This window comes from Halorubrum cibi (assembly GCF_900182635.1).
GTDB lineage: Archaea > Halobacteriota > Halobacteria > Halobacteriales > Haloferacaceae > Halorubrum > Halorubrum cibi.
This window is the reverse complement of record NZ_FXTD01000004.1, coordinates 125,040-144,122: the sequence shown is the minus strand read 5'-3', so window position 1 is coordinate 144,122 and position 19,083 is coordinate 125,040. Positions and strand designations below refer to the sequence as shown.

Below are 19,083 nucleotides of genomic sequence, written 5' to 3'. Positions count from 1 at the left end.
CCGGACGCGACGCCGGGTGTGGATCGGGTCACCCATCACGACCGCCGGACGGCCTACCGCCGCTTCGATCGCGGCGGCGACGGGCCGACGGTCTGTTTCGTCCACGGGAGCGGTGGGAACGCCGGCGTCTGGAAGGCACAAGCCCGGCTGAGCGACCGGTTCCCGGTCGTCGCGCTCGACCTCTCCGGACACGGCGGGAGCGACGACGTGGAGACGCCCGCCGGAGAGGCGACCCTCGAGGCGTACGCCGCCGACGTGGTCGCCGTCGCGTCGGCGACCGACGCCGACGTGCTCTGTGGCAGCTCGCTCGGCGGGGCCGTCGCGCTGCGGATCGCGCTCGAACGTGCCCTCGAACTCGACGGACTCGTCCTCGCTGGCACGGGCGCGAAGCTGGCGGTGAGCGAGGGGCTGTCGGAGGCGCTCGCGACTGACTTCGACCGGGCGGTGTCGCTGTTACACGAACCGGACCGGCTGTTTCACGACGCGCCTGCCGACCTCCTCGATCGCTCGCGAGCGGCGATGCGAGAGTGCGGCCGGGCGGTGACCGAGCGCGACTTCCGGACCTGTCTCCGGTTCGACGTGCGCGACCGCCTGGAGGAGGTGGCCGTACCGACGCTCGCGCTCGCCGGCGAGCACGACGCGCTCACGCCGCCACGATATCACGAGTTCCTGGCGGACCGGATCCCGGACTGTGAGTACGCGGAGATCGACGACGCCGCCCACCTCGCGATGCTGGAGGAGCCGGCCGCGTTCAACTCAGCGCTCGCGGGATTTCTATCGCGACTCTGAGAGCCGCCCGGGCGCCGACCGCGCCGGTCGCGCACCTTTTTCCCCGCCGCCGGCGACGCGGAATCCATGAGCACCGAGGACGGCGGTCGGGACGCCGCGGATTCGGCGGTCGAATCCCCGGGCGACGGGAGACGTACGAACCCCGACATCGACGACCTCCTGGCGCAGTTGGACGCGCTGGAGGAGGAAGTCGACGACGACCACGAACGCGAGAGGGTCAGACAGACCATCTCGCTGGTGGAACGGATGCCGGGAAGCGACGCGTTCACGACGCGGATCAGCAAGTACACGGGTCGGGACATCGCCCAGTCGTTCGTCGGGGGGATCGTCTTCGCGCTCCCGCTTCTCGTCGAGGGCGGCGTCTTCGAGATCGCCGCGTGGTTCGCGACGGCGCGGATCGCCGGGCTCCCCGTCTACCTTGCCGGACACGTCTGTTTCGTCGTCGGCGTGACCACCGGGCTGCTGTACTACGCCGACTTCCGGGACGTTCGGGTGTACCGGCCGATCTTCGGGCTCGTCCCCCGCCGACTCGTCGGCGTCCTGACCGTCGCGTTCATCGTCTCCGCGGGGCTGATGGCGCTGTGGGGCCGGCTCTTCGCGGAGGACCCGACGACGCTGGAGGCGTTCGCCAGGGTGACCGTCGTCTGGGGCGGGGCGGCGTTCGGCGGCGCGCTCGGCGACATCCTTCCCGGGGAGTCGACCGGGCGGGACGTCAGCGAGCATCTCGAGGACCTCGGCGACGTCTTCGACGACGACTGAGAGACGGGTACCACAGGTTTTTCGCCGCGGCGACCGTACCAACTTCCATGTCAGCGCTACGCGACGCGCTTCGGGACCTCCCGGACGCGGTGTTTGCGGACCTGCTCGAGTCCGACGACGGGTACGTCCTGCTCGTCGACCTCCCCGGCGCGACGGCGGGGACCACGGAGGTCCTCTTCGAGGACGGCCGGATCGTCATCGAGGCCCGCCGCGAGAAGTCGACGCCGGAGGGATTCCGCTACGTCCGGGAAGACCGGCCGCTGTTCCTCGACGCCGAACTCCCGCTGCCGCCGGACGCCGACGGCGACGACGCCGACGCCGAGATGGACCGTGGCGTCCTCGAGGTGACGCTCCCGAAGCGCGCCGACGCCGACTCCCACCGGATCCCGGTCGAGGGGAGCGACGACGGCGGGAGTGCCGAGGAGACCGGAGGCGACCACGACGAGGCCGGCGACGGAGACGAGGCCGGCGCCTGACGGGTGATCACGCTGGTCAACCTCCGCGCCTACTGGCGCTTCTTCGTCGTGATCCGGCGGTTCTCCCCGCTGATCGTCGCCTACTGGCGGGACCGGAAGCGGTTCCTGCTGTTCGGGCGGGGCCGCGAGGTTGACGCGGCGACCCAGCGCGAGCGCGCCGACGTCCTCCTCGACATCCTGCTCACGCTCGGCCCGACGTTCATCAAGCTCGGCCAGCTGCTGTCGACACGGCCGGACGTCCTCCCGCCCGCCTACATCGAGGTGCTCGAGGGACTCCAGGACGACGTTCCGCCCGCCGACTGGACGGACTCGAAGGTGGTTCTCGAAGACGAGCTCGGTCCCGTCGAAGAGACGTTCGACGACTTCGACACGGAGTCGATAAGCGGGGCCAGCCTCGGGCAGGTGTACACTGCGCGGTTCGAGGGTGAGGACGTGGCCGTGAAGGTTCGTCGCCCCGGGATCGAGTCGCTCGTCGAGGCCGACCTGCGGGCGATCCGCTGGTCGCTCCCGATCGTCCGCCGGTTCATCGGCGGCGGCCGGGCGTTCTCGATCGAGAACCTCTCCGAGGAGTTCGCGAAGACGATCCGCGAGGAGATGGACTACCGCCGCGAGCGGGAGATGCTCGAGGAGATCAAGGCGAACTTCGCGGGCGACGACCGGATCCGGATCCCGGAGGTCTACGAGGCCGCCTCGGGTCCTCGGGTGCTCACGATGGAGTACATCGGCGGGACGAAGATCAGCCGGACCGACGAGCTCGACGCGGCGGGGCTCGACCGGACCGCGATCGCCGAGACGCTCCAGGAGGTGTACCTCCAGATGATCGTCGACGACGGCGTCTTCCACGCCGACCCCCATCCGGGGAACCTCGCCGTCGACGCGGACGGCGCGGTGGTCTTCTACGACTTCGGGATGTCCGGGCGGGTCGACCCGTTCGTCCAGGAGAAGATCGTGGAGTTCTACGTCGCGGTCGCGAGACAGGACACCGACGCGATCCTCGACACCCTGATCTCGATGGGGACGCTCTCGCCGGAGGTCGACCGCGACGTGATGGGCGAGGTGATGGACCTGGCCATCGCCGACGCCCGCGGCGAGCAGATCGAGCAGTACCGCGTCAATCAGATCATCGAGCAGGTGGAGTCGACCATCTACGAGTTCCCGCTCCGGCTCCCCCGCAACCTCGCGTTGGTCCTCCGGGTCGCCACCGTCGTCGAGGGAGTCTGCGTCACGCTCGACCCCGAGTTCGACTTCATCGCGACCGCGACGAACTACCTGGAGGCGGAGGGGTACTACGAGCAGACCGCTCGCGAGCTCGCCGAGGACGCCGGCAGGCAGTTCCAGCGGACGACGGAGTCGCTCTTCACCGTCCCCCCGAAGGCCGAGTCGTTCCTCGACCGGGCGAACCGCGGCGACCTCCACGTCGACGTCACCATCGAGGACGAGTCGCGGGTGCTCGACAAGCTGGCGATGCGGATCGCCTACTCCGTGCTGCTCGCGGTCGGCGTCCTCTCGGCGACGATCCTCTACTCGTTCGCCGAGGAGTGGCGGCTCGCGGCGATCGTCCTCCTGCTCGCGGCTCCGCTCGCGGTCGCATTGTACCGGTCGTTCCGCAAGAAACGGCGGACGATACCGGGGAACCCGCAGTTCACCAGACAGGGGATGCGCGAGCGACGGGACGACTGACTGAGTCGGCGAGTCACCCCCGACAGACCCAGACGTCGCCCCGCTCGTCGACGTCGTAGTCGCGCTCCGCGATCCACGACCGGAGCGCGTCGGCGCGGTCGTCGCCGGCGGTTCCGTCGTGGACCTCGACGACGAGCAGCGGCCGGTGGGCTCGTATCGTCGCCTCCGCCCCCCGAAGCACCGCCAGTTCGCGGCCCTCGACGTCGACCTTGATCGCGTCGGGCGGGGTGACCGGGTCGCCGGCGGGGGTCGCGTCGGCGGCGACATCCACGCCGGCCGCGACGACCCCCTCGACCAGGTCGTCGAGCCGGAAGACAGGCACCTCCTCCACCGCGTCGACCCGCGCTCCCCAGCGCGTCGCGCGGTCGCGGTCGAACGCGGAGCACTTCGAGAACGTCGAGCGGTAGAACGGCAGCGACCCCCGCTCGTCTCCGAGGCCGGCCCGCCGGAGGTCGAGCCGGCGGTCGGTCCCGGCGGCGAGCCCGTTTCGGGCCGCGTTCCGGACCAGTCGGTCCGCGCTCTCGCCGTTGGGCTCAAAGGCGACGACGCGGCGGTCAGTGTCGGCGGCAAGCGGGATCGCGTGCTCGCCGACGTGCGCGCCGACGTCGAGGACGGTCGCGTCGTTCGGGATCCGGTCGAGCGCGGCCAGCCCGGGGTCGTCGCCGTGGGGGTTCGTCGGCTCGTAGCTCCAGTAGGTGCCGGCGACGGTTCGCTTGGGCGTGGCGACCCCGAGGGCGTACGTCAGGTCCGCGAGCCGGTAGAGCGTCCGGAACCCGACCCGTTCGAGCCACGCGGGGGTGTCGAGCACGGACATCCTCGGGCTCAGGCCGACACGATCTGTATCGGGACGAGGAGGAAACAGAGCGCGCCCGCCCCGAACGTCAACACGCCGACGGCGACGCGAGGCCAGTCGAGCCGCGCCTCATCGGCGGGGTTCGCCGGACCGTTGAAGGCGATGAGAAGCGAGAAGACGCCCCAGAACGCCCAGAGACCGACCGACTCGTCGAGGCCGAGTCCGCGACCGTAGTGGAGGTACGCGGCGATCGCGAACAGCGCGCCGGGCACGAGCGACGCGATCGTCTCCTGGCGCGGCCCGACCATCGCGCGGACCATGTGGCCCCCGTCGAGCTGGCCGACGGGCAGCAGGTTCAGGAGCGTGAAGAACATCCCGACCCAGCCGCCGATGATCACCGGGTGGACCGCCCGCGTCGGGTCCGCGTAGGAGGTCGGCTGCCCGATCGCCTCGGCGATGAGGTCCAAAAGCGGCGGATTGTTGAAGCGGATCATCGTCCCGGAACCCGTCACGAGCTCCGGGGGAACGCGGATCGGATCGAGCGAGAGCCCGACGACCGTGACGACAACGGTGGCGACGAGGCCGGCGATCGGGCCGGCGACGCCGACGTCGAAGAGCGCCTTCCGTGAGGGCATCCGACCGCGCATCCGGATGACCGCGCCGAGCGTCCCGAACGGGAAGACGAACGGGATGACGTACGGCAGCGACACGTCGACGCCGTGGTACCGGCCGGCGACGTAGTGGCCCAGCTCGTGGGTCATCAACACGCCGAGGACGGCGGCGGTGAACGGCCACGCCTGAAGCATCGTGAGAGGGTTTGCGCGGATCTCCGCGAGCGGGACGTAGTACCAGCCGTACGCGCCGACGAACAGGGTGGAGAGCACCGTCGCGAGGAACAGTCCCACGTTCACCCACGGGACCCCCTCGCGCCCGTGGCCGAAGGGGGTCGCGACGACGACGTGGCCGTCCTCGACCGTCTCCACGTCGACGTCGTAGCCCGCCTCGCGGAACGCCGGAACGATCTTCCGGAGGAGCGTCCGTTCGGGGATGTACGACTCGCCGACGTAGCGGACGCGACCGTCCTCACGGCGGACCTCCTCGACGCGGAAGAAGGTCCGGAGCGGGTCGGGACGAGGGACGTCGGCGGCCGCCGAGGCCGTCCCGTCCTCGCGTTCTGACATCGTCGGTCGTTGGCCGTCGCCGAGTATAAACCCCGCGTCACCGGACGCGGAACGAACCGATCGGAGGGCGAGGGGGTCGGGCCGGGGAACGGCGGATCGAGGCGGAGAACCGACTGATCGACCGACGGAAGAATCGAAAGGACGGGAGGACGTGCCGTTCGGGGTCCGGAACGGACTACCGTTCGAGGGTTCAAAACGATCGGCGGGGACGCGTGAGCGCGTCCGGTTTGACGATGGTTCGATCAGGCGGGTTCGACCCGCCAGGTGGTCGCGCCCGTGTACGACCACTTCTCGACGGTGAGCTCGGTGGCCGACTCGCTGAGTTTCACCATCAGCGCGCCGATCTCCTTCGGCGAGAGTTCGACGTCGTCCGAGATGAACTTCCCTTTGAAGTACATCTCGCCGTCTTCGGCGCGTTCGAGCAGGTACCGCTTCAGCCGCTCCTCCTTGGAGAGGTCGTCGGTCGTGCTCGCGTTCGTGGAGGGGTTCGCAGTCGCGCTCATGGTACATCCCGTCCATGGCGACGGGGGATGTTATAAAGGGGAGACCGTTGGGTGGCCTTCAGGGGGTTTCAGCACCTTTCAAACGACGAACGGAAAATAAAACGTACCGAACGACGTTTTATAACCGTTCGATAGACGGTTAGACGGTTTATAACCATTATAGGATCGTTCGATCCGATCTCGAGAGGTCCGGCTCGTCCGAGGACCGACCGGTCGTTGGATTCGAGTTTACCGGTGGTATTTGCTTCTACAATGCCGGCCGGACGACCCGATCACGGTCGAGCGCGGAGCGGAGACGACGCCGGACGGGAGGGGCCGTCGCGGATCGCGGAGCACGGAAGGTGGTCGAATCGAGGGAACCGGAGGACCGACGCCTCCGACGTTCACGACCGCTGGTGGAGCCAGAACTCCTCGGATTCGGTGGTCTCCTTCTTGAAGATCGGGACCTCGTCCTTGAGCCGGTCGATCCCGTCCTCGACGGCTCGAAACGCCTCCGCCCGGTGGCCCGCGAGGACGACCACGAAGACGATGTCCTCACCCGACTCTATCACGCCCGTGCGGTGGTGGAAGGCCACCTCGAAGACGCCCTCCCGGTCGGTCAGTTCCGCGGCGATCGCGTCCATTCGCTCGCGAGCGACACCCTCGTACTTCTCGAAGGCGAGGTGGGTCGTCCGCTCGTCGTCGGGAGCGTCCCGGGCACGGACACGCCCGGTGAACGTCGCGATCGCGCCCGATCGCTCCGCGTCGGCCGACCGCTCGACGCGGTCCACGAGCAGCTCGCGAGTGATCCACGGCTCGGCGCCCGCGAGCGCCGTGAGGAGGGCGTCGACGTCGACGTCCTCGGGACCCGCCCCGCGAGCGAGCACGTTCCCCGGCGTTTCGTCGGGGTCGGCGTCGTCACCGAGCAGCACCGCCGGAACCCGGAGCCGAGCGAGTCCGACCGCGACGAGGTAGTCGTGGTCCGGCGCGAGCCGATCGAGGATCGCGTCGAAGCCGTCGACGGTCCCGCGGCCGGTCCAGGAACCGTCGGACGAAAGCGAGAGGGTCGTGTCGCCCACGGCGTCCCCGTCGTGGTGTCCCCGTTCGTTCGATTCGTCCGGGCTCTCGTCCCGACGGACGACCGCGACGCGTCCCTCCAGCCGCTCCGCGAGGGTCCCGGCGAGGTCGCCCGCCCCGGGACCGAGTATCGAGATCGGTTGCATGCCCGAACGCGGGCGGCGAGCGGCTTAGGCGTTTCCCGGTCGGCTCACTCGTAGGCGTAAAACCCCTCGCCCGTCTTCTTTCCGAGGTCGCCGGCGGCGACCTTGCGCTTGAGGAGGTACGCCGGCTTGTACCGGTCGCCGAGCTCCTCGTGGAGCGTCTCGCTGGCGTCGAGCACCACGTCGAGGCCGATGTGGTCGGCGAGTTCGAGCGGGCCCATCGGGACGTTCGTGCCGAGTCGCATCCCGCGGTCGACGTCGTCCCGCGTGGCCACGCCCTCGTCGTACGCGCGGATCCCCTCGTTGATCCACGGCATCAGGATCCGGTTGGTGACGAACCCCGGCTTGTCGTCCGACTCCCACGTCTCCTTGCCGAGGTCGGTCGCGAACGCGTGGGCGAACACGACGGTCTCGTCGGCGGTCCGCTCGCCCACGACGACCTCGACGCCCTCCATCACCGGAACCGGGTTCATGAAGTGGAGGCCGACGACCCGATCCGCGCGGTCCGTGGCGCTCGCGATCGACGTGACCGAGAGCGTCGACGTGTTGGTCGCGAGGACGATATCGTCGTCGGTGACCGACGCGAGGTCGGCGAACACCTCCCGTTTCACCTCCAGGTCCTCGATCACGGCCTCGACGACGAGGTCGGCGTCGGCGAGGACCGCGAGATCCGTGGTGCCCGAGATCCGCGATCGGATCGTCTCCGGGTCCTCCGCGAGCGCGTCCTTCGCGGCGAGTCGATCGAGACTCGAGGCGATCCCCTCGAGGCCCCGGTCGACGTACTCGGACTCGACGTCGCGCATGGTCACGTCGTAGCCGGCGGTTGCCGCGACCTGTGCGATGCCGTGACCCATCGTGCCGGCCCCGACCACGCCCACCGTCTCCACTGCCGATAGCTCGCGCATGGGAGTCGCTGGCGCGGGAACGGGACTAAGTATTGTGGTCCCGCTCACCGGAGGGGAACGGTCGTCGTGACGACCGTCCCGCTCGGCTCGTTCGGCTCGAAGGAGACCGAGCCGTCGATCACCTCCGTTCCCCACTTCACGAGCCAGAGCCCGAGACCACTCGCGTGTCGGAGCGGCGTTTCGGTGCCCGAGTTCAGGACGTCCAGTTCGTAGTCGTCGATCCCCGGCCCGTTGTCGGCGACGCGGATCCGGGCGCGGTCGTCGTCGATCTCGGCGGTCACGGTGACCCGCCGGTCCTCACCCTCGTTGTGTATCGCGGCGTTCTCGATCAGGTTGTCCACCACGACGGAGAGCCCCTCGGAAACGGCGGCGTCCTCGGCGGGGGACTCGAGTTCGAAGTCGACCTCCGGGAACGCATCGCGGGCGGCCTCGAGGCTCCGTTCGAGCAGGTCGGCGAGGGACGTTCCTTCGCGGTCGTTCACCGCGTCCTCGAACAGGTCGATCGCGTCGCGCCCCTTCTCGCTGATCTCGACGATGCGCATCGTGCGTTGCTTGATCGTCTCGGCGGTGTCCCCGGTGGTGCGTTCGGCGTAGCCCTGGATGACGTTCACCTCGGTGCGGATGTTGTGTCGCAATACGCGGTTGAGCACCTTCAATCGCTGCTGTTGTTGGAGGTACTGCGTGACGTCGTGGAGGGTGAACACGTACCCGAGCGTCTCCCCGTGCCGGTCGGTGAGTTCGCTCACGTTCACGTCGTACGACCGCGACGTCGACTCCGTGCCGACGGTGAGGATCTCGGCCCCGTCCTCGGCTCGGAACGGCTCGCTCAGCGGGAGGAGCTCGGACGCGGACCTCCCGAGCACCCGGTCCACGTCGACGTCGAGGATCGCGGCACCCGCCCGGTTCACGTCGACGATCGTGTCGTGTCCGTCGACCACGACGGCACCGTCGTGGATGTGGTCGAACAGGAACTGCTTGGCACGCCACGCGGGGGCCGGATTGGCCCCGAACATCCGGAACCGATCGATGGCACCCAGGTACGCGACGCCGGAGATCGCGAACGCGATCGGCGTCGGGTCGATACCCACCTCCGGGAGCACCCCCAGGTTGTAGAGGACGTTCGTCGCCCACGGCGTAACGACTCCGACGATCAGCGCCGCGCTCTGTCCGCGGAACGCGGTCGCCCCGCTCGAGAGGAGCCCCAGTATCGGCGCGATCCCGAGCACGCCGAGCAGGTAGGTGTAGACGGCGGCCACCGAGTACCAGACCCCGCCCTGCTCGACGAGCACGGAGCCGTGGGCGGTGACGCCGACCGTTCGGACGTACAGGAGACCGTGGTACTCCTCGGTCAACGCGAGGAGAACCGTGAGCGTCGGAACCACGGACAACAGCGCGACGTTCCGGCGGGTGATGTGCTCGTCCCGTCCGGTGTACTCCAGGGCGAACAGGATCCACGCGACGGGGACGGTCATGACGCCGATCCAGCCGACCTTCGTCCAGAACGTCGCCTCGGCCGCGGTCTCCGCCGAGAGACTGAAGACGATACACGTCGACCACCACGACTGGCCGATCAACAGCCACACCAACGAGACCGCGCCCGGGTTCGGCCGTGCCCGCCACGCGAGGATCGCCGCGCTGGCCCCGAGGGCGACCGAGCCGAACAGGAGGGGGACGGCGATCGACGTCGGGGAGATCACGTGTTGGGTGAAGAGCACCCCGGCATATGAATTATCCGGGAATTGTCGAGAAAACAAGGGACGATCGGTGGCCGACCCGTTCGCGTTAGACCCCCGTCGTGAACACGAGGAGGAGCGCGAACACCACGAGATGTTTCGCCTCGCCGGCGATGGCGAGACGACCCGGTGCCGTGTTCCGGCCGACGAACCACGCGAGAACCAACGCGTAGCCGAGGCCGACGAGTATCGCCGCCGCGACCGCAGTCGTCAAGATCCCGGACGACAGGGCGGCCACGACGAACGCGATCAGCGCCAGGTCGAGTCCGTACAGGATCCGCCGGGTCCGCCGGATCCCGAAGACGACCGGGAGCGTCGAGACGCCGACGGCCTCGTCGGCCTTGACGTCCCGGACGTTGGGGATCTCCGTGTTGACGAACGTGTCGACGAGGAAGTAGACGAACACCACCGTCGCGAGCGGCGTCACCGACGCCTCGGCGAACGCGATCGGTAAGCCGACGACCGCGATCGCCCACGCGGAGGCGACGATCGTGGAGTTCACGACCAGAACCCGCTTCAACCGCTTGAAGTAGGACCCGAACGTCGGGAGCCAGTCGGACGCGTAGAGGATCCAGAAGCCGCCGGGAAGGAGGGTGATCGCGAGCGCGAACGGGCCGCCGGTCAAGGAGAGGGCGATCGCGAGACCGTACGTGATCGCCGTGAGGACCGACAACAGCGTCCGGTGGCGCGTCACGAACGCGCTCCGTTCCGGACTCGATATTGCGTCGTCGTCCGCGTCGGCGATCCGATCGCCGGCGTACACCGCGAAGGTGACCAACCCGACGACGACCGGGGCGGGATTCAGCGGCAACGACAACACGATATGTACCGTCAGTACCTCGATCATCGCGATGAACACGAGGTATGCCGAGCTATACGTCAGGACGTCTCTGATCCGGTACCCGACATCGACGATCGATGCGGGTACGGCGGCGCGCCACGGGGCGAAATCGCCCGTGGACGCCGGGAGTTCGTTGGTTTCGCTAGCCATGGTTTCGACGGCGACCGGTCGTCGGTCGCCGGGTGAACCGTCGTGCCCCAAATTCCTCAAATGACGGGTCGAAACGAGGACGAAACCGCACCGGAACGGCGCTGACACGCGTCGACCCGGACCGGACACATGGAGTTACTATATTCGTAGTCATTATTGTACGATCCGAGAACGACGACCGTCGAACCGAAACGAACGGTCGGATCCGACCGCGGAACCGCCCGAACGACCATAGCCCTTTTTGGTTTCGTAACTGGAAGGATGACCCGATGCTTCCTCACGCCGCCGACGAGATCTCACGGGACGGAAAGTCGCTTATCCTCGCGTACGACCACGGGCTCGAACACGGGCCGGTCGACTTCGAGCCGAACCCGGCGACGGCCGACCCCGAGCGGCTGTTCGAGCTGGCGACCCACGAGGCGGTGACGGCGCTGGCCGTCCAGAAGGGGATCGCCGAGGCGTACTACCCGGAGTACGAGGACGACGTGAACCTGCTTTTGAAGCTCAACGGGACCTCGAACCTCTGGATGGGCGAGCCGGACAGCCCCGTCAACTGCTCGGCGGAGTACGCCGCCGGGCTCGGCGCGGACGCCGTCGGCTTCACGCTCTACGGCGGATCGAACCACGAGGTCGAGATGGCCGAGGAGTTCCGCGAGGCACAGGAGGGCGCCCGCGAACACGACATGGGCGTCGTGATGTGGTCGTATCCGCGCGGCCAGGGGGTGAAAAACGACACGAGTCCGGACACCATCTCGTACGCGGCCCGGCTCGGGCTCGAGCTCGGTGCCGACTTCGTGAAGGTGAAGTACCCCGGCTCCGCCGAGGCGATGGGCGAGGCCGTCAGGATGGCCGGTCCCACGCAGGTGGTCATGTCCGGCGGGACGATGCGCGACGACAAGGCGTTCCTCCGGAACGTCGCGGACGCCATCGACGCCGGCGCAACGGGGCTCGCGGTCGGCCGAAACGTCTTCCAGCGCGACGATCCCGAACGGATCCTCGACGCGCTCGAGGCCGTGGTCTTCCAGGAGGTCGACCCGGCGGAGGCGCTGGCCATCGCCGAGAGCGACGACTGATGGCCGACCCCGACCCGGTCGTCGAGGCCGTCTTCGACGCGGTCGCGGCGACGGCCCCGACGATCCGCGACGCCCTGCCCGGCCGGCGCGTCGAGAGCGGGACGGAGAACCCCTCCGGCGAGACGGTGTTGGCGGGCGACGTGTACGCCGACGAGCTGCTCTTGGAGGCGCTCTCCGCGGTCGAGGGCGTCGGCTCGTTCGTCAGCGAGGAGCGCCCCGAGGCGATCGACGTGGGCGGCGCGGTCGGCGAGGGTGGCGAGGGCGGAGGGGGCGCGTACGCGGTCGCGATCGACCCCCTCGACGGCTCCTCGAACCTGCGGTCCAACAACGCGATGGGGACCGTCGTCGGGATATACGACGCGCCGCTTCCGGCCACCGGCCGGGACCTCGTCGCCGCCGGCTACGTCCTCTACGGCCCGATCACGACGATGGTCGTCGCCGACGGATCGGGCGTCCGCGAGGAGGTGGTCGAGCGGGGAGACGGCAGTGAGCGTGACGACGACGACGAACCCGGCGTCACCCGATCGGTCGTCGAGGACGACCTGACGCTGCCCGACGAGCCGACCGTCTACGGCTTCGGCGGCCGGGTGCCGGACTGGCCCGACGCGTTCCGCGAGTACGCACGCGAGATCGAGGACGAACTCAAACTGCGGTACGGCGGGGCGATGGTCGGGGACGTGAACCAGGTGGTGACCTACGGCGGAGTGTTCGCGTACCCCGCGCTGGTCGACGCGCCCGACGGGAAGCTCCGGCTCTCCTTCGAGGCGAACCCGATCGCGTACGTCGTCGAGTCGATGGGCGGGGCCTCCTCGGACGGCTCCGGCTCGATCCTCGACGTCGAGCCCGACGGGATCCACGACCGCGTCCCACTCCACGTCGGTAACGAGGAACTGATCAACCGGCTCGAGAGCGCGCTCGACGGATAGGGCCGAGCGGTCTCGGACGTTTTCGCAATTTTCGGTCGCGGTGGCGCGCCTCCGAGCGTCCCGACGGGCCGCGAGGAGCCCGCGAGGCTGGGGAGGCGTGAGGTGCGGTTGCGTGGCGGTCGGGTGGGACTCAAAGGGGCAGTCGCGAGGCGGCCGTAGGCGACACAAGTACCGCAACGAGGGAGCGATAGCGACTGAGTGAGGAGCGCAGCGAGCGTACGGCCGCCTCGCGACTGGGGCTTTGGAGGTGGTCACCGCAGTCGTTCATTTCACTTCGTACAGCCGAGCGGCTGGGGCTTTGGCGGTGTTCACCACAGTCGTCCCTTCGTATCGAATCGGATCACACCTTCATCACTACCACGGCGGCGACCGCGAGGACGCCGATGTGTGTGGCGTTGACCAGCCCACTCGTTTCGGTCCGACCCACGATCACTGGCAATACGTCCAGATACGGTGCCCACGAGGGTGCTCCCGCGTGTGGCGCGAGGAAGTTCCACGCCGCCAGCAGTACCACTCCCACCGCAGCGTACCGGATGCCGTTTCGGACGTGTCGAGCGGGGCCGACGCCAGTACTCATGTGGCGGCCGTCACGTCCGCCGAAGAAAAAGGTAGTCAGCGAAGTAATCTTTCGAACTCGCACGTCCCGGAGGGAACGCGTTTTCAACAAGTCAGTGATCTCAATGCGGTGCCATCGAGAGAGCCGAATATCGGCGTACGAACGCCCGATCTACACCGATCCACATCCATCTACTCCGGCGGTTCGGACATCGCGTTCCCCGAGTCTAACGGCTCGTACCCCACCCGATCGCGGGCGTGTTCGATGTCGAACCACGAGTTCGGATTGTCGCTGATCCCGTAGAACACCTCGAAGGCCCCGCCGGCGAGGGTGTTCGGACTCTGGTCGTCTTCTCTCTCATCGCCACCGTCGCCATCCAGGCCGTCCCGCAGGCACGCGTCCACCAGTCCCGCACAGTCGCGCCGGGAGAGCCACGTACACCGCATCCGCGCGACGGCCTCCCCGTACGTCTCGTCGCCGCGCTCGCAGTCGCCGCGGGCGACGGCACGCTCCGCGTCGCCGAACGGGTGGTCGTGAGTCGGGTCTCGCACCGAGCCGATCCGGAGCGCGTAACAGTCGATCCCCTCGCGCTCGGCGTACAGTCGGCACCACGCCTCGCCGGCGGCCTTCGACGCGCCGTAGTCGGAGTCGGGCCGAAGCGGGCTCTCGGCGTCGACCGTCAACTCGTAGTCGGGGTCGTACAGCGACGGCGCGTGCTGTTCCTCGTACATGCCGACCGCGTGGTTCGAGGAGGCGAAGACGACCGTTCCGACTCCCGCCCGCGAGGCGGCCTCGAGGACGTTCCGCGTCCCGCGGACGTTGTTGCGCTCGACGGACTCGTAGGGGGTCGAGACCGCCGGAGCGCCCGCGAGGTGAACGACGGCGTCGACCCCGCGATCGTCCATGACCGCCGCCAGCGATGCGGGGGCGTCGGCCTCGCCGAGGTCGAGGACGACCGTCTCCGCTCCGTCGCGGTCCCGATGCGGGTGCGGCGTGCCGTCGCCGAGTTCCGCCGGCGGCTCCCGGCGGTCGTGGAGGAGGTAGTCGGCCGCGGAGTGCGCCGTCACCGCGGTGCCGACGGTGCCGTGTGCGCCGGTGAGAAGCACCGTGGCGGCCGCGAGGGGGTCGCCGCTCGCGGGAGAGGCGTCGCCCGCGGAAGATTCGTCGTCCGCGGGAGCGTCGTCGCTCACGAGGAGGCTCCCTCGTCGTCGCCGGCGGTCCAGCGGCGTGCGCCGGGCAGTATCCCGACCAGCTTCGTCACGTAGCCGAACTTGAACAGCCCGAGCTGGGAGAGCCCGCCGAGGACGAACAGCGCGAGGAACGGGAGCGCGGTGGGGTCGAACAGCAGCGACTGGACGGTCAGCTCCTCGGCGGCGGTCGCGAACGACGCCGGCGTCAGCGAGCGGGACGCGAGCGCCGCGCCGATGAAGGCCGTCGAGACCACGAGCGTCGTCCGCGTGAGGACGAAGCCGAACAGCGCGCCGACGGCGACGCCGGCGAGCGTCGCCCCGACGAGCAGTGCCGTGCCCTCGATCCCGGCCGCGTCGGCCGCGTAGAGCGGGCCGACGGCGAACCGGCCCGCGAAGCCGCCGACGACCCCGCCGATCGCGAGGACGGCGAAGGAGAGCCCGGCGTACGCGAGGAAGCCGCCGACCGCGCCGCCGAGCAGGACGCCGCCCGCGGAGAGCACCAGCCCGTCGACCGCGATCAGTCCGGCGAGGTTCGGCGCGACGAGGTAACCCGCGCCGGCCCCGATAAGGAACCCGGTCAGCGACACGGCGTACACGGAGACCGCCGCGCCGACGAACGTGAGCAGGAGGCCCGCGACGACGACCCCCGCGTTGAGTGGCGTGAACATACCGTCACGTGTGCCGCCGTCCGTCTTAAAAGGTCGCGACGTAGAAGGGTCGCCCCGCCACACCCGACTCTCACCGCGCCCGACGCTCACCGCGCCCGGCGCTCCGCCGTCCGGTCGACGTGGCGCGTGTAGCCGCCGACCGCGAGCCCGAAGCCGACGACGAGAAGCAGGAAACCGGCGAGCCGGGTCGTCCCGATCGTCATCAACGCGAGGATCGCGCCGAAGACGAACGCGAAGACGCCGGAGACGACGATGCCGACGTCGACGAGCGGCGAGGGTTGGAGCGCCCGACAGTGCGGACAGACCCGCGCGTCGCCGGGGATCGGCTCGCGGCAGTCGACGCAGTGGACGCGGTCGCGAGGCACGGCCCCCGTTCGGGCGGCGGGGACTTATCGAGTCGGGTTCAGTCGTCCGCGGCGGTCCCGCCCGCGGGGTCGGCCGTCTCGAGCGTCTCCTCGACCTGCGTCATCACCAACGCGAGCGCGACGAGCGCGAGGACCCCGCCGACGGCGAATGGGACGACGAAGCCGAAGCCGACGAGCCAGCCGGATGCCAGCGGCCCGAGCGCGACGCCGAATCCGAACCCCATGGTGAGCACCGACAGCGTCGTCCCCGACTCGCCCTCCCGCGCGAGGTCGCCGGCGAGTGCGAGCGAGGGCGCGAAGACGAACGCGACGGCGACCCCCTGGCCGAGGCGAACGATAGTCATCAGGAGCGGCGAGAGGACGATCCCCTGTAACAGCGTCGTGGGCGCGAGGAGCAGGAATCCGGCCACCAGAAACGGTCGGCGGCCGATCCGGTCGCTCGCACGCCCGACGGGGACCTGGAGGGCCACGTTCGCGATGGTGACCGCCGCGAACTGGACGCCGAACCAGACGGGCGGCTGATCCAGCCGCAGGTTCACCTGGTTCTGGAGCGTCGCGTACAGCGCGATACACAGTCCCATCGCCACCGTCGCGATCCCGAGCACGAAGACGGGGTCGAGCAGGCGGTCCTCGCCGCGGACACGGATCGAGAGGTCGTCTCCCGCCTCGGCCGCGTCGGCGGCGTCGTGAACGAGGAGGTAGACGAGGAGGAAGCTGAGGTACGCGCCGAGACAGGCGGCCGCGAAGGCCGCGTCGAATCCGTTTATCACGGGGAGCCCGACAGCAGAGAGGTCGTAGGGGCCGTTGTCGACGACGACGCCGGCGAGGACGGGGCCGAAGCCGAACCCGATCAGCCGGAAGGTGTTGAACACGCCGAAGTTCCCCCCGCGCTGGTCCGCGCTGCCCGCGTACTCGTTGACGAGCGCGACCGTCGCCGGGATCGTCAACGCGGCTCCGAAGCCCTGGGTCGCGCGGAGGACGACGAGGATCCAGTAGGCGTCCGCGAGCGTGTAGAGCGCGCTCGCGGTCCCCAAAAGCAGGATTCCCGCGAGCACGAACGGTCGCCGGGTTCCCAACCGGTCGGAGAGTCGCCCGGTGAACGGCTGTGAGAAGCTGTTGAGGAAGCCGAAAAGCGAGAGGACGATCCCGATGAGGAGCGGCTCGGTGAGCGTCACGCTCGCGGCCCCGACCCCGACGCTCGATCCGATGAGCGCGCCGATGTCGATCAGGTCGCTGGCGACGTAAAGCGGGAGGACGACGATGAGAAACGAGTTACCGACCGCGCCGACCATCCGCGCGAGCGCGAGGACGATCACGCGGCGATCGGTCCCGAGTATCTCCGAGATCGATCCCATTCGGTCCGGGTTCGATCCGGCCGGTCAAGGCCCTTGCGGACGGCGGGAGGGGATCCGGTTTCTCGCCGCTTCGGTTCCTCGTCGGTCCCGTTCCTGTCAGTCCGATTCCTGTCGGTCCGGTTCAGAGCGTCTCGTCTACTCCGCGGGCTCCTTCTCGGGGCGGACGACGCCGCGGATCTCGAAGCGTGCGCCCCCCGTCTCGGGGGTCGTGGCCGCGATCTCCCAGCCGTGTGCGGTGGCGATCTCCTTGACGATGGCCAACCCGAATCCGGTGTTCCCCTCGGCTCCGCTCTCGCCCGGCTCGAACAGGTCGTCTCGAACCTCCTCGGGGATCCCGGGTCCATCGTCCGCGACGTAAAACCTGTCTCCGAGATCGCCGACGCGGATCGTGACGGGGTCGTCGGCCCCTCTGTGTTCGATCGAGTTCCTGATGAGGTTCTCGAAGAGGTTTCTGAGCCGATCCGGATCGGCGAGGACGTGTCCCTCGAGGTCGATCTCGAGGTCCGCCTCGTCGGTGTCGACGGTGCCCCAGCTGTCGTCGACCAGCGTTGCGAGGTCGACCGGCTCCGGGTCGCCGACGGTCTCCCCCTCGCGGGCCAGCGTCAGCGTGTGCTCGACTATCGACTCGATCCGGTCGAGCGCGTCGGCCGCAGCGGCGAGGTGGTCGTTCCCCGTCTCCTCTTGAGCCAGATCAACGCGCCCGCGGGCGACGTTGAGCGGGTTCCGGAGGTCGTGGCTGACGATCCCGGCGAACTCGTCGAGCCGTTCGTTCTGCCGGCGGAGCGCCCCTTCGCGTTCCTTGAACGCCGTGATGTCCTCCTGGAAGCCGACCCAGCCCGTGACGCGGTCCTCGTCGTGTTCGCGGATCGGCGCGACGCTGACGCGGTTCCAGAACGGCGTGCCGTCCTTCCGGTAGTTCAACAGCTCGACGCTCGCGGGCTCCTCGGCGTCTATCGCCTCCCGGAGTTCGGTGACCGCGGCCTCGTCGGTCTCCTCGCCCTGTAGGAACCGGCAGTTGACCCCGACCGCGTCCTCGCGGTCGTAGCCGGTCATCTCGACGAACTCGTCGTTGACGTACACCATCGGGTTGTCCGGCAGGCTCGGGTCGGTGATGGTGATCCCGACGGGGGCCTCATCGAGCGCCCGGCGTTTCGTCTCCAGCTCCTCGCGGCGAGCCGCCTCCTCGGAGACGTCCCGGAGGATCCCCACGCTGCCGTCGAACTCCTCGCCCTCGTAGGGGAGGACCGCCATGTGGTCGCGACAGGGAATGGGATCGCCCTCCTTGGGATCGATGTCGACGCGGAACCGCTGGATGCCCGGACCGTCGCTCGAGAGGATCGACCCGAGCCGGTCTTCCGCCTCGGCGACCGCCTCGTCGCCCTTGATCAGGTCGGGCGTACTGCCGAGGATCTCCTCGCGGTCGTACCCGGTCAACTCGGCGAAGGGCTCGTTGACGAAGGTGAACGCTCCCGTCTCGTCGACGACGTACACCGGGTAGCCGAGCGCGTCGATGACCGTCGAGTAGCGGTCCGCGACCGCCCTGGTCCGATGCTCCTCGACCGCCTGGTCGACCCGGTTCGCGAGCCGCTGGAGCTGTTCGGGTCCGCCCTTCTGGAAGTAGCCCGTGACGCCCGCGTTGAGCGCCCGACTCGCGATCTCCTCGGATCCCTTGCCCGTGTACAACACGAACGGGACGTGCGGGTCGTCCTCCCGCAGCGTCTCGAAGAACGCCAATCCGTCCATCCCGGGCATGTCGTAGTCGCTGACGACGCAGTCGAACGACTCCTCGTCGAGCCGCTCGAGACCGGCCTCCGGCCCCGTCACGCTCGTCACCGACGCCGACGCCAGCTCGCGGTCGAGATACGCCTCGGTGAGGTCGAGCACCGAGGGATCGTCGTCGACGTGTAACACGTCGATCCGTTCCGTCATGGTCGATCAAGC

General features: G+C 69.0%; 19 protein-coding genes. 6 read left to right on the top strand and 13 right to left on the bottom strand.

What is annotated here, in order from left to right; translation table 11 throughout:
• The first annotated feature begins 18 nt into the window (after window positions 1-18).
• From FN829_RS06675 to FN829_RS06660, 4 genes are all read left to right on the top strand, one after another.
• Window positions 19-789 (top strand): alpha/beta fold hydrolase, encoded by a 771-nt coding sequence (locus tag FN829_RS06675; RefSeq protein WP_142986343.1) that lies wholly within the window; start codon window positions 19-21, stop codon window positions 787-789.
• A 66-nt stretch (window positions 790-855) separates the two neighbouring features.
• A complete protein-coding gene (locus FN829_RS06670) occupies window positions 856-1,548 on the top strand; it encodes a DUF2391 domain-containing protein (RefSeq protein WP_142986214.1) in 693 nt (230 codons plus the stop codon).
• 47 nt (window positions 1,549-1,595) lie between these two features.
• Window positions 1,596-2,024 (top strand): Hsp20/alpha crystallin family protein, encoded by a 429-nt coding sequence (locus FN829_RS06665; protein WP_142986213.1) that lies wholly within the window; start codon window positions 1,596-1,598, stop codon window positions 2,022-2,024.
• 3 nt (window positions 2,025-2,027) lie between these two features.
• Entirely contained in the window at window positions 2,028-3,704 is a 1,677-nt protein-coding gene (locus tag FN829_RS06660; protein ID WP_142986212.1) for an ABC1 kinase family protein, read from the top strand.
• Window positions 3,705-3,717: 13 nt separating this feature from the next.
• On the opposite strand, the gene FN829_RS06655 is transcribed toward FN829_RS06660, so the two are convergent.
• The 7 genes from FN829_RS06655 to FN829_RS06625 form a co-directional block, all read right to left on the bottom strand.
• Window positions 3,718-4,518 carry an FkbM family methyltransferase gene (locus FN829_RS06655; RefSeq protein ID WP_142986211.1) on the bottom strand — a complete coding sequence of 267 codons (801 nt, stop codon included), beginning with the start codon at window positions 4,516-4,518 and terminating at the stop codon, window positions 3,718-3,720.
• A gap of 8 nt (window positions 4,519-4,526) precedes the next feature.
• The gene (locus FN829_RS06650) at window positions 4,527-5,678 is read right to left on the bottom strand and encodes a site-2 protease family protein (RefSeq protein ID WP_142986210.1); all 1,152 of its coding nucleotides are present in this window, start codon (window positions 5,676-5,678) and stop codon (window positions 4,527-4,529) included.
• Between the two features lie 242 nt (window positions 5,679-5,920).
• Entirely contained in the window at window positions 5,921-6,181 is a 261-nt protein-coding gene (locus FN829_RS06645; RefSeq protein WP_142986209.1) for a DUF7123 family protein, read from the bottom strand.
• Window positions 6,182-6,564: 383 nt separating this feature from the next.
• Complete coding sequence (locus tag FN829_RS06640) at window positions 6,565-7,383, bottom strand: molybdopterin synthase (protein ID WP_142986208.1); 819 nt, start codon at window positions 7,381-7,383, stop codon at window positions 6,565-6,567.
• A 44-nt stretch (window positions 7,384-7,427) separates the two neighbouring features.
• Window positions 7,428-8,285, bottom strand: coding sequence for a 3-hydroxyacyl-CoA dehydrogenase family protein (locus tag FN829_RS06635; protein WP_142986207.1), 858 nt, complete (start codon window positions 8,283-8,285; stop codon window positions 7,428-7,430).
• A gap of 44 nt (window positions 8,286-8,329) precedes the next feature.
• Window positions 8,330-9,982, bottom strand: coding sequence for a histidine kinase N-terminal 7TM domain-containing protein (locus FN829_RS06630; protein ID WP_246066464.1), 1,653 nt, complete (start codon window positions 9,980-9,982; stop codon window positions 8,330-8,332).
• Between the two features lie 85 nt (window positions 9,983-10,067).
• The gene (locus FN829_RS06625) at window positions 10,068-11,009 is read right to left on the bottom strand and encodes a UbiA family prenyltransferase (RefSeq protein WP_142986206.1); all 942 of its coding nucleotides are present in this window, start codon (window positions 11,007-11,009) and stop codon (window positions 10,068-10,070) included.
• A gap of 269 nt (window positions 11,010-11,278) precedes the next feature.
• Between FN829_RS06625 and FN829_RS06620 the strand changes: the two genes are divergently transcribed.
• Both FN829_RS06620 and FN829_RS06615 read left to right on the top strand, forming a co-directional pair.
• Window positions 11,279-12,082, top strand: coding sequence for a class I fructose-bisphosphate aldolase (locus tag FN829_RS06620; protein WP_142986205.1), 804 nt, complete (start codon window positions 11,279-11,281; stop codon window positions 12,080-12,082).
• Window positions 12,082-13,008, top strand: a complete 927-nt coding sequence (locus FN829_RS06615; RefSeq protein WP_142986204.1) for a class 1 fructose-bisphosphatase — start codon at window positions 12,082-12,084, stop codon at window positions 13,006-13,008. The genes FN829_RS06620 and FN829_RS06615 overlap by 1 nt, the downstream gene beginning before the upstream one ends.
• Before the next feature lie 340 nt (window positions 13,009-13,348).
• On the opposite strand, the gene FN829_RS06610 is transcribed toward FN829_RS06615, so the two are convergent.
• The 6 genes from FN829_RS06610 to FN829_RS06585 form a co-directional block, all read right to left on the bottom strand.
• Entirely contained in the window at window positions 13,349-13,585 is a 237-nt protein-coding gene (locus FN829_RS06610; protein WP_142986203.1) for a hypothetical protein, read from the bottom strand.
• A gap of 170 nt (window positions 13,586-13,755) precedes the next feature.
• On the bottom strand, window positions 13,756-14,754 hold the full coding sequence (locus FN829_RS06605) for an NAD-dependent epimerase/dehydratase family protein (RefSeq protein ID WP_246066463.1): 999 nt from the start codon (window positions 14,752-14,754) through the stop codon (window positions 13,756-13,758).
• Entirely contained in the window at window positions 14,751-15,422 is a 672-nt protein-coding gene (locus FN829_RS06600; RefSeq protein ID WP_142986202.1) for a phosphate ABC transporter permease, read from the bottom strand. The genes FN829_RS06605 and FN829_RS06600 overlap by 4 nt, the downstream gene beginning before the upstream one ends.
• A gap of 86 nt (window positions 15,423-15,508) precedes the next feature.
• Window positions 15,509-15,787 (bottom strand): zinc ribbon domain-containing protein, encoded by a 279-nt coding sequence (locus FN829_RS06595; protein ID WP_142986201.1) that lies wholly within the window; start codon window positions 15,785-15,787, stop codon window positions 15,509-15,511.
• 38 nt (window positions 15,788-15,825) lie between these two features.
• Complete coding sequence (locus tag FN829_RS06590) at window positions 15,826-17,142, bottom strand: MFS transporter (RefSeq protein WP_142986200.1); 1,317 nt, start codon at window positions 17,140-17,142, stop codon at window positions 15,826-15,828.
• 135 nt (window positions 17,143-17,277) lie between these two features.
• Window positions 17,278-19,071: a hybrid sensor histidine kinase/response regulator gene (locus FN829_RS06585; protein ID WP_142986199.1), complete on the bottom strand. Its 1,794-nt coding sequence runs from the start codon at window positions 19,069-19,071 to the stop codon at window positions 17,278-17,280.
• Between the last annotated feature and the right edge of the window lie 12 nt (window positions 19,072-19,083).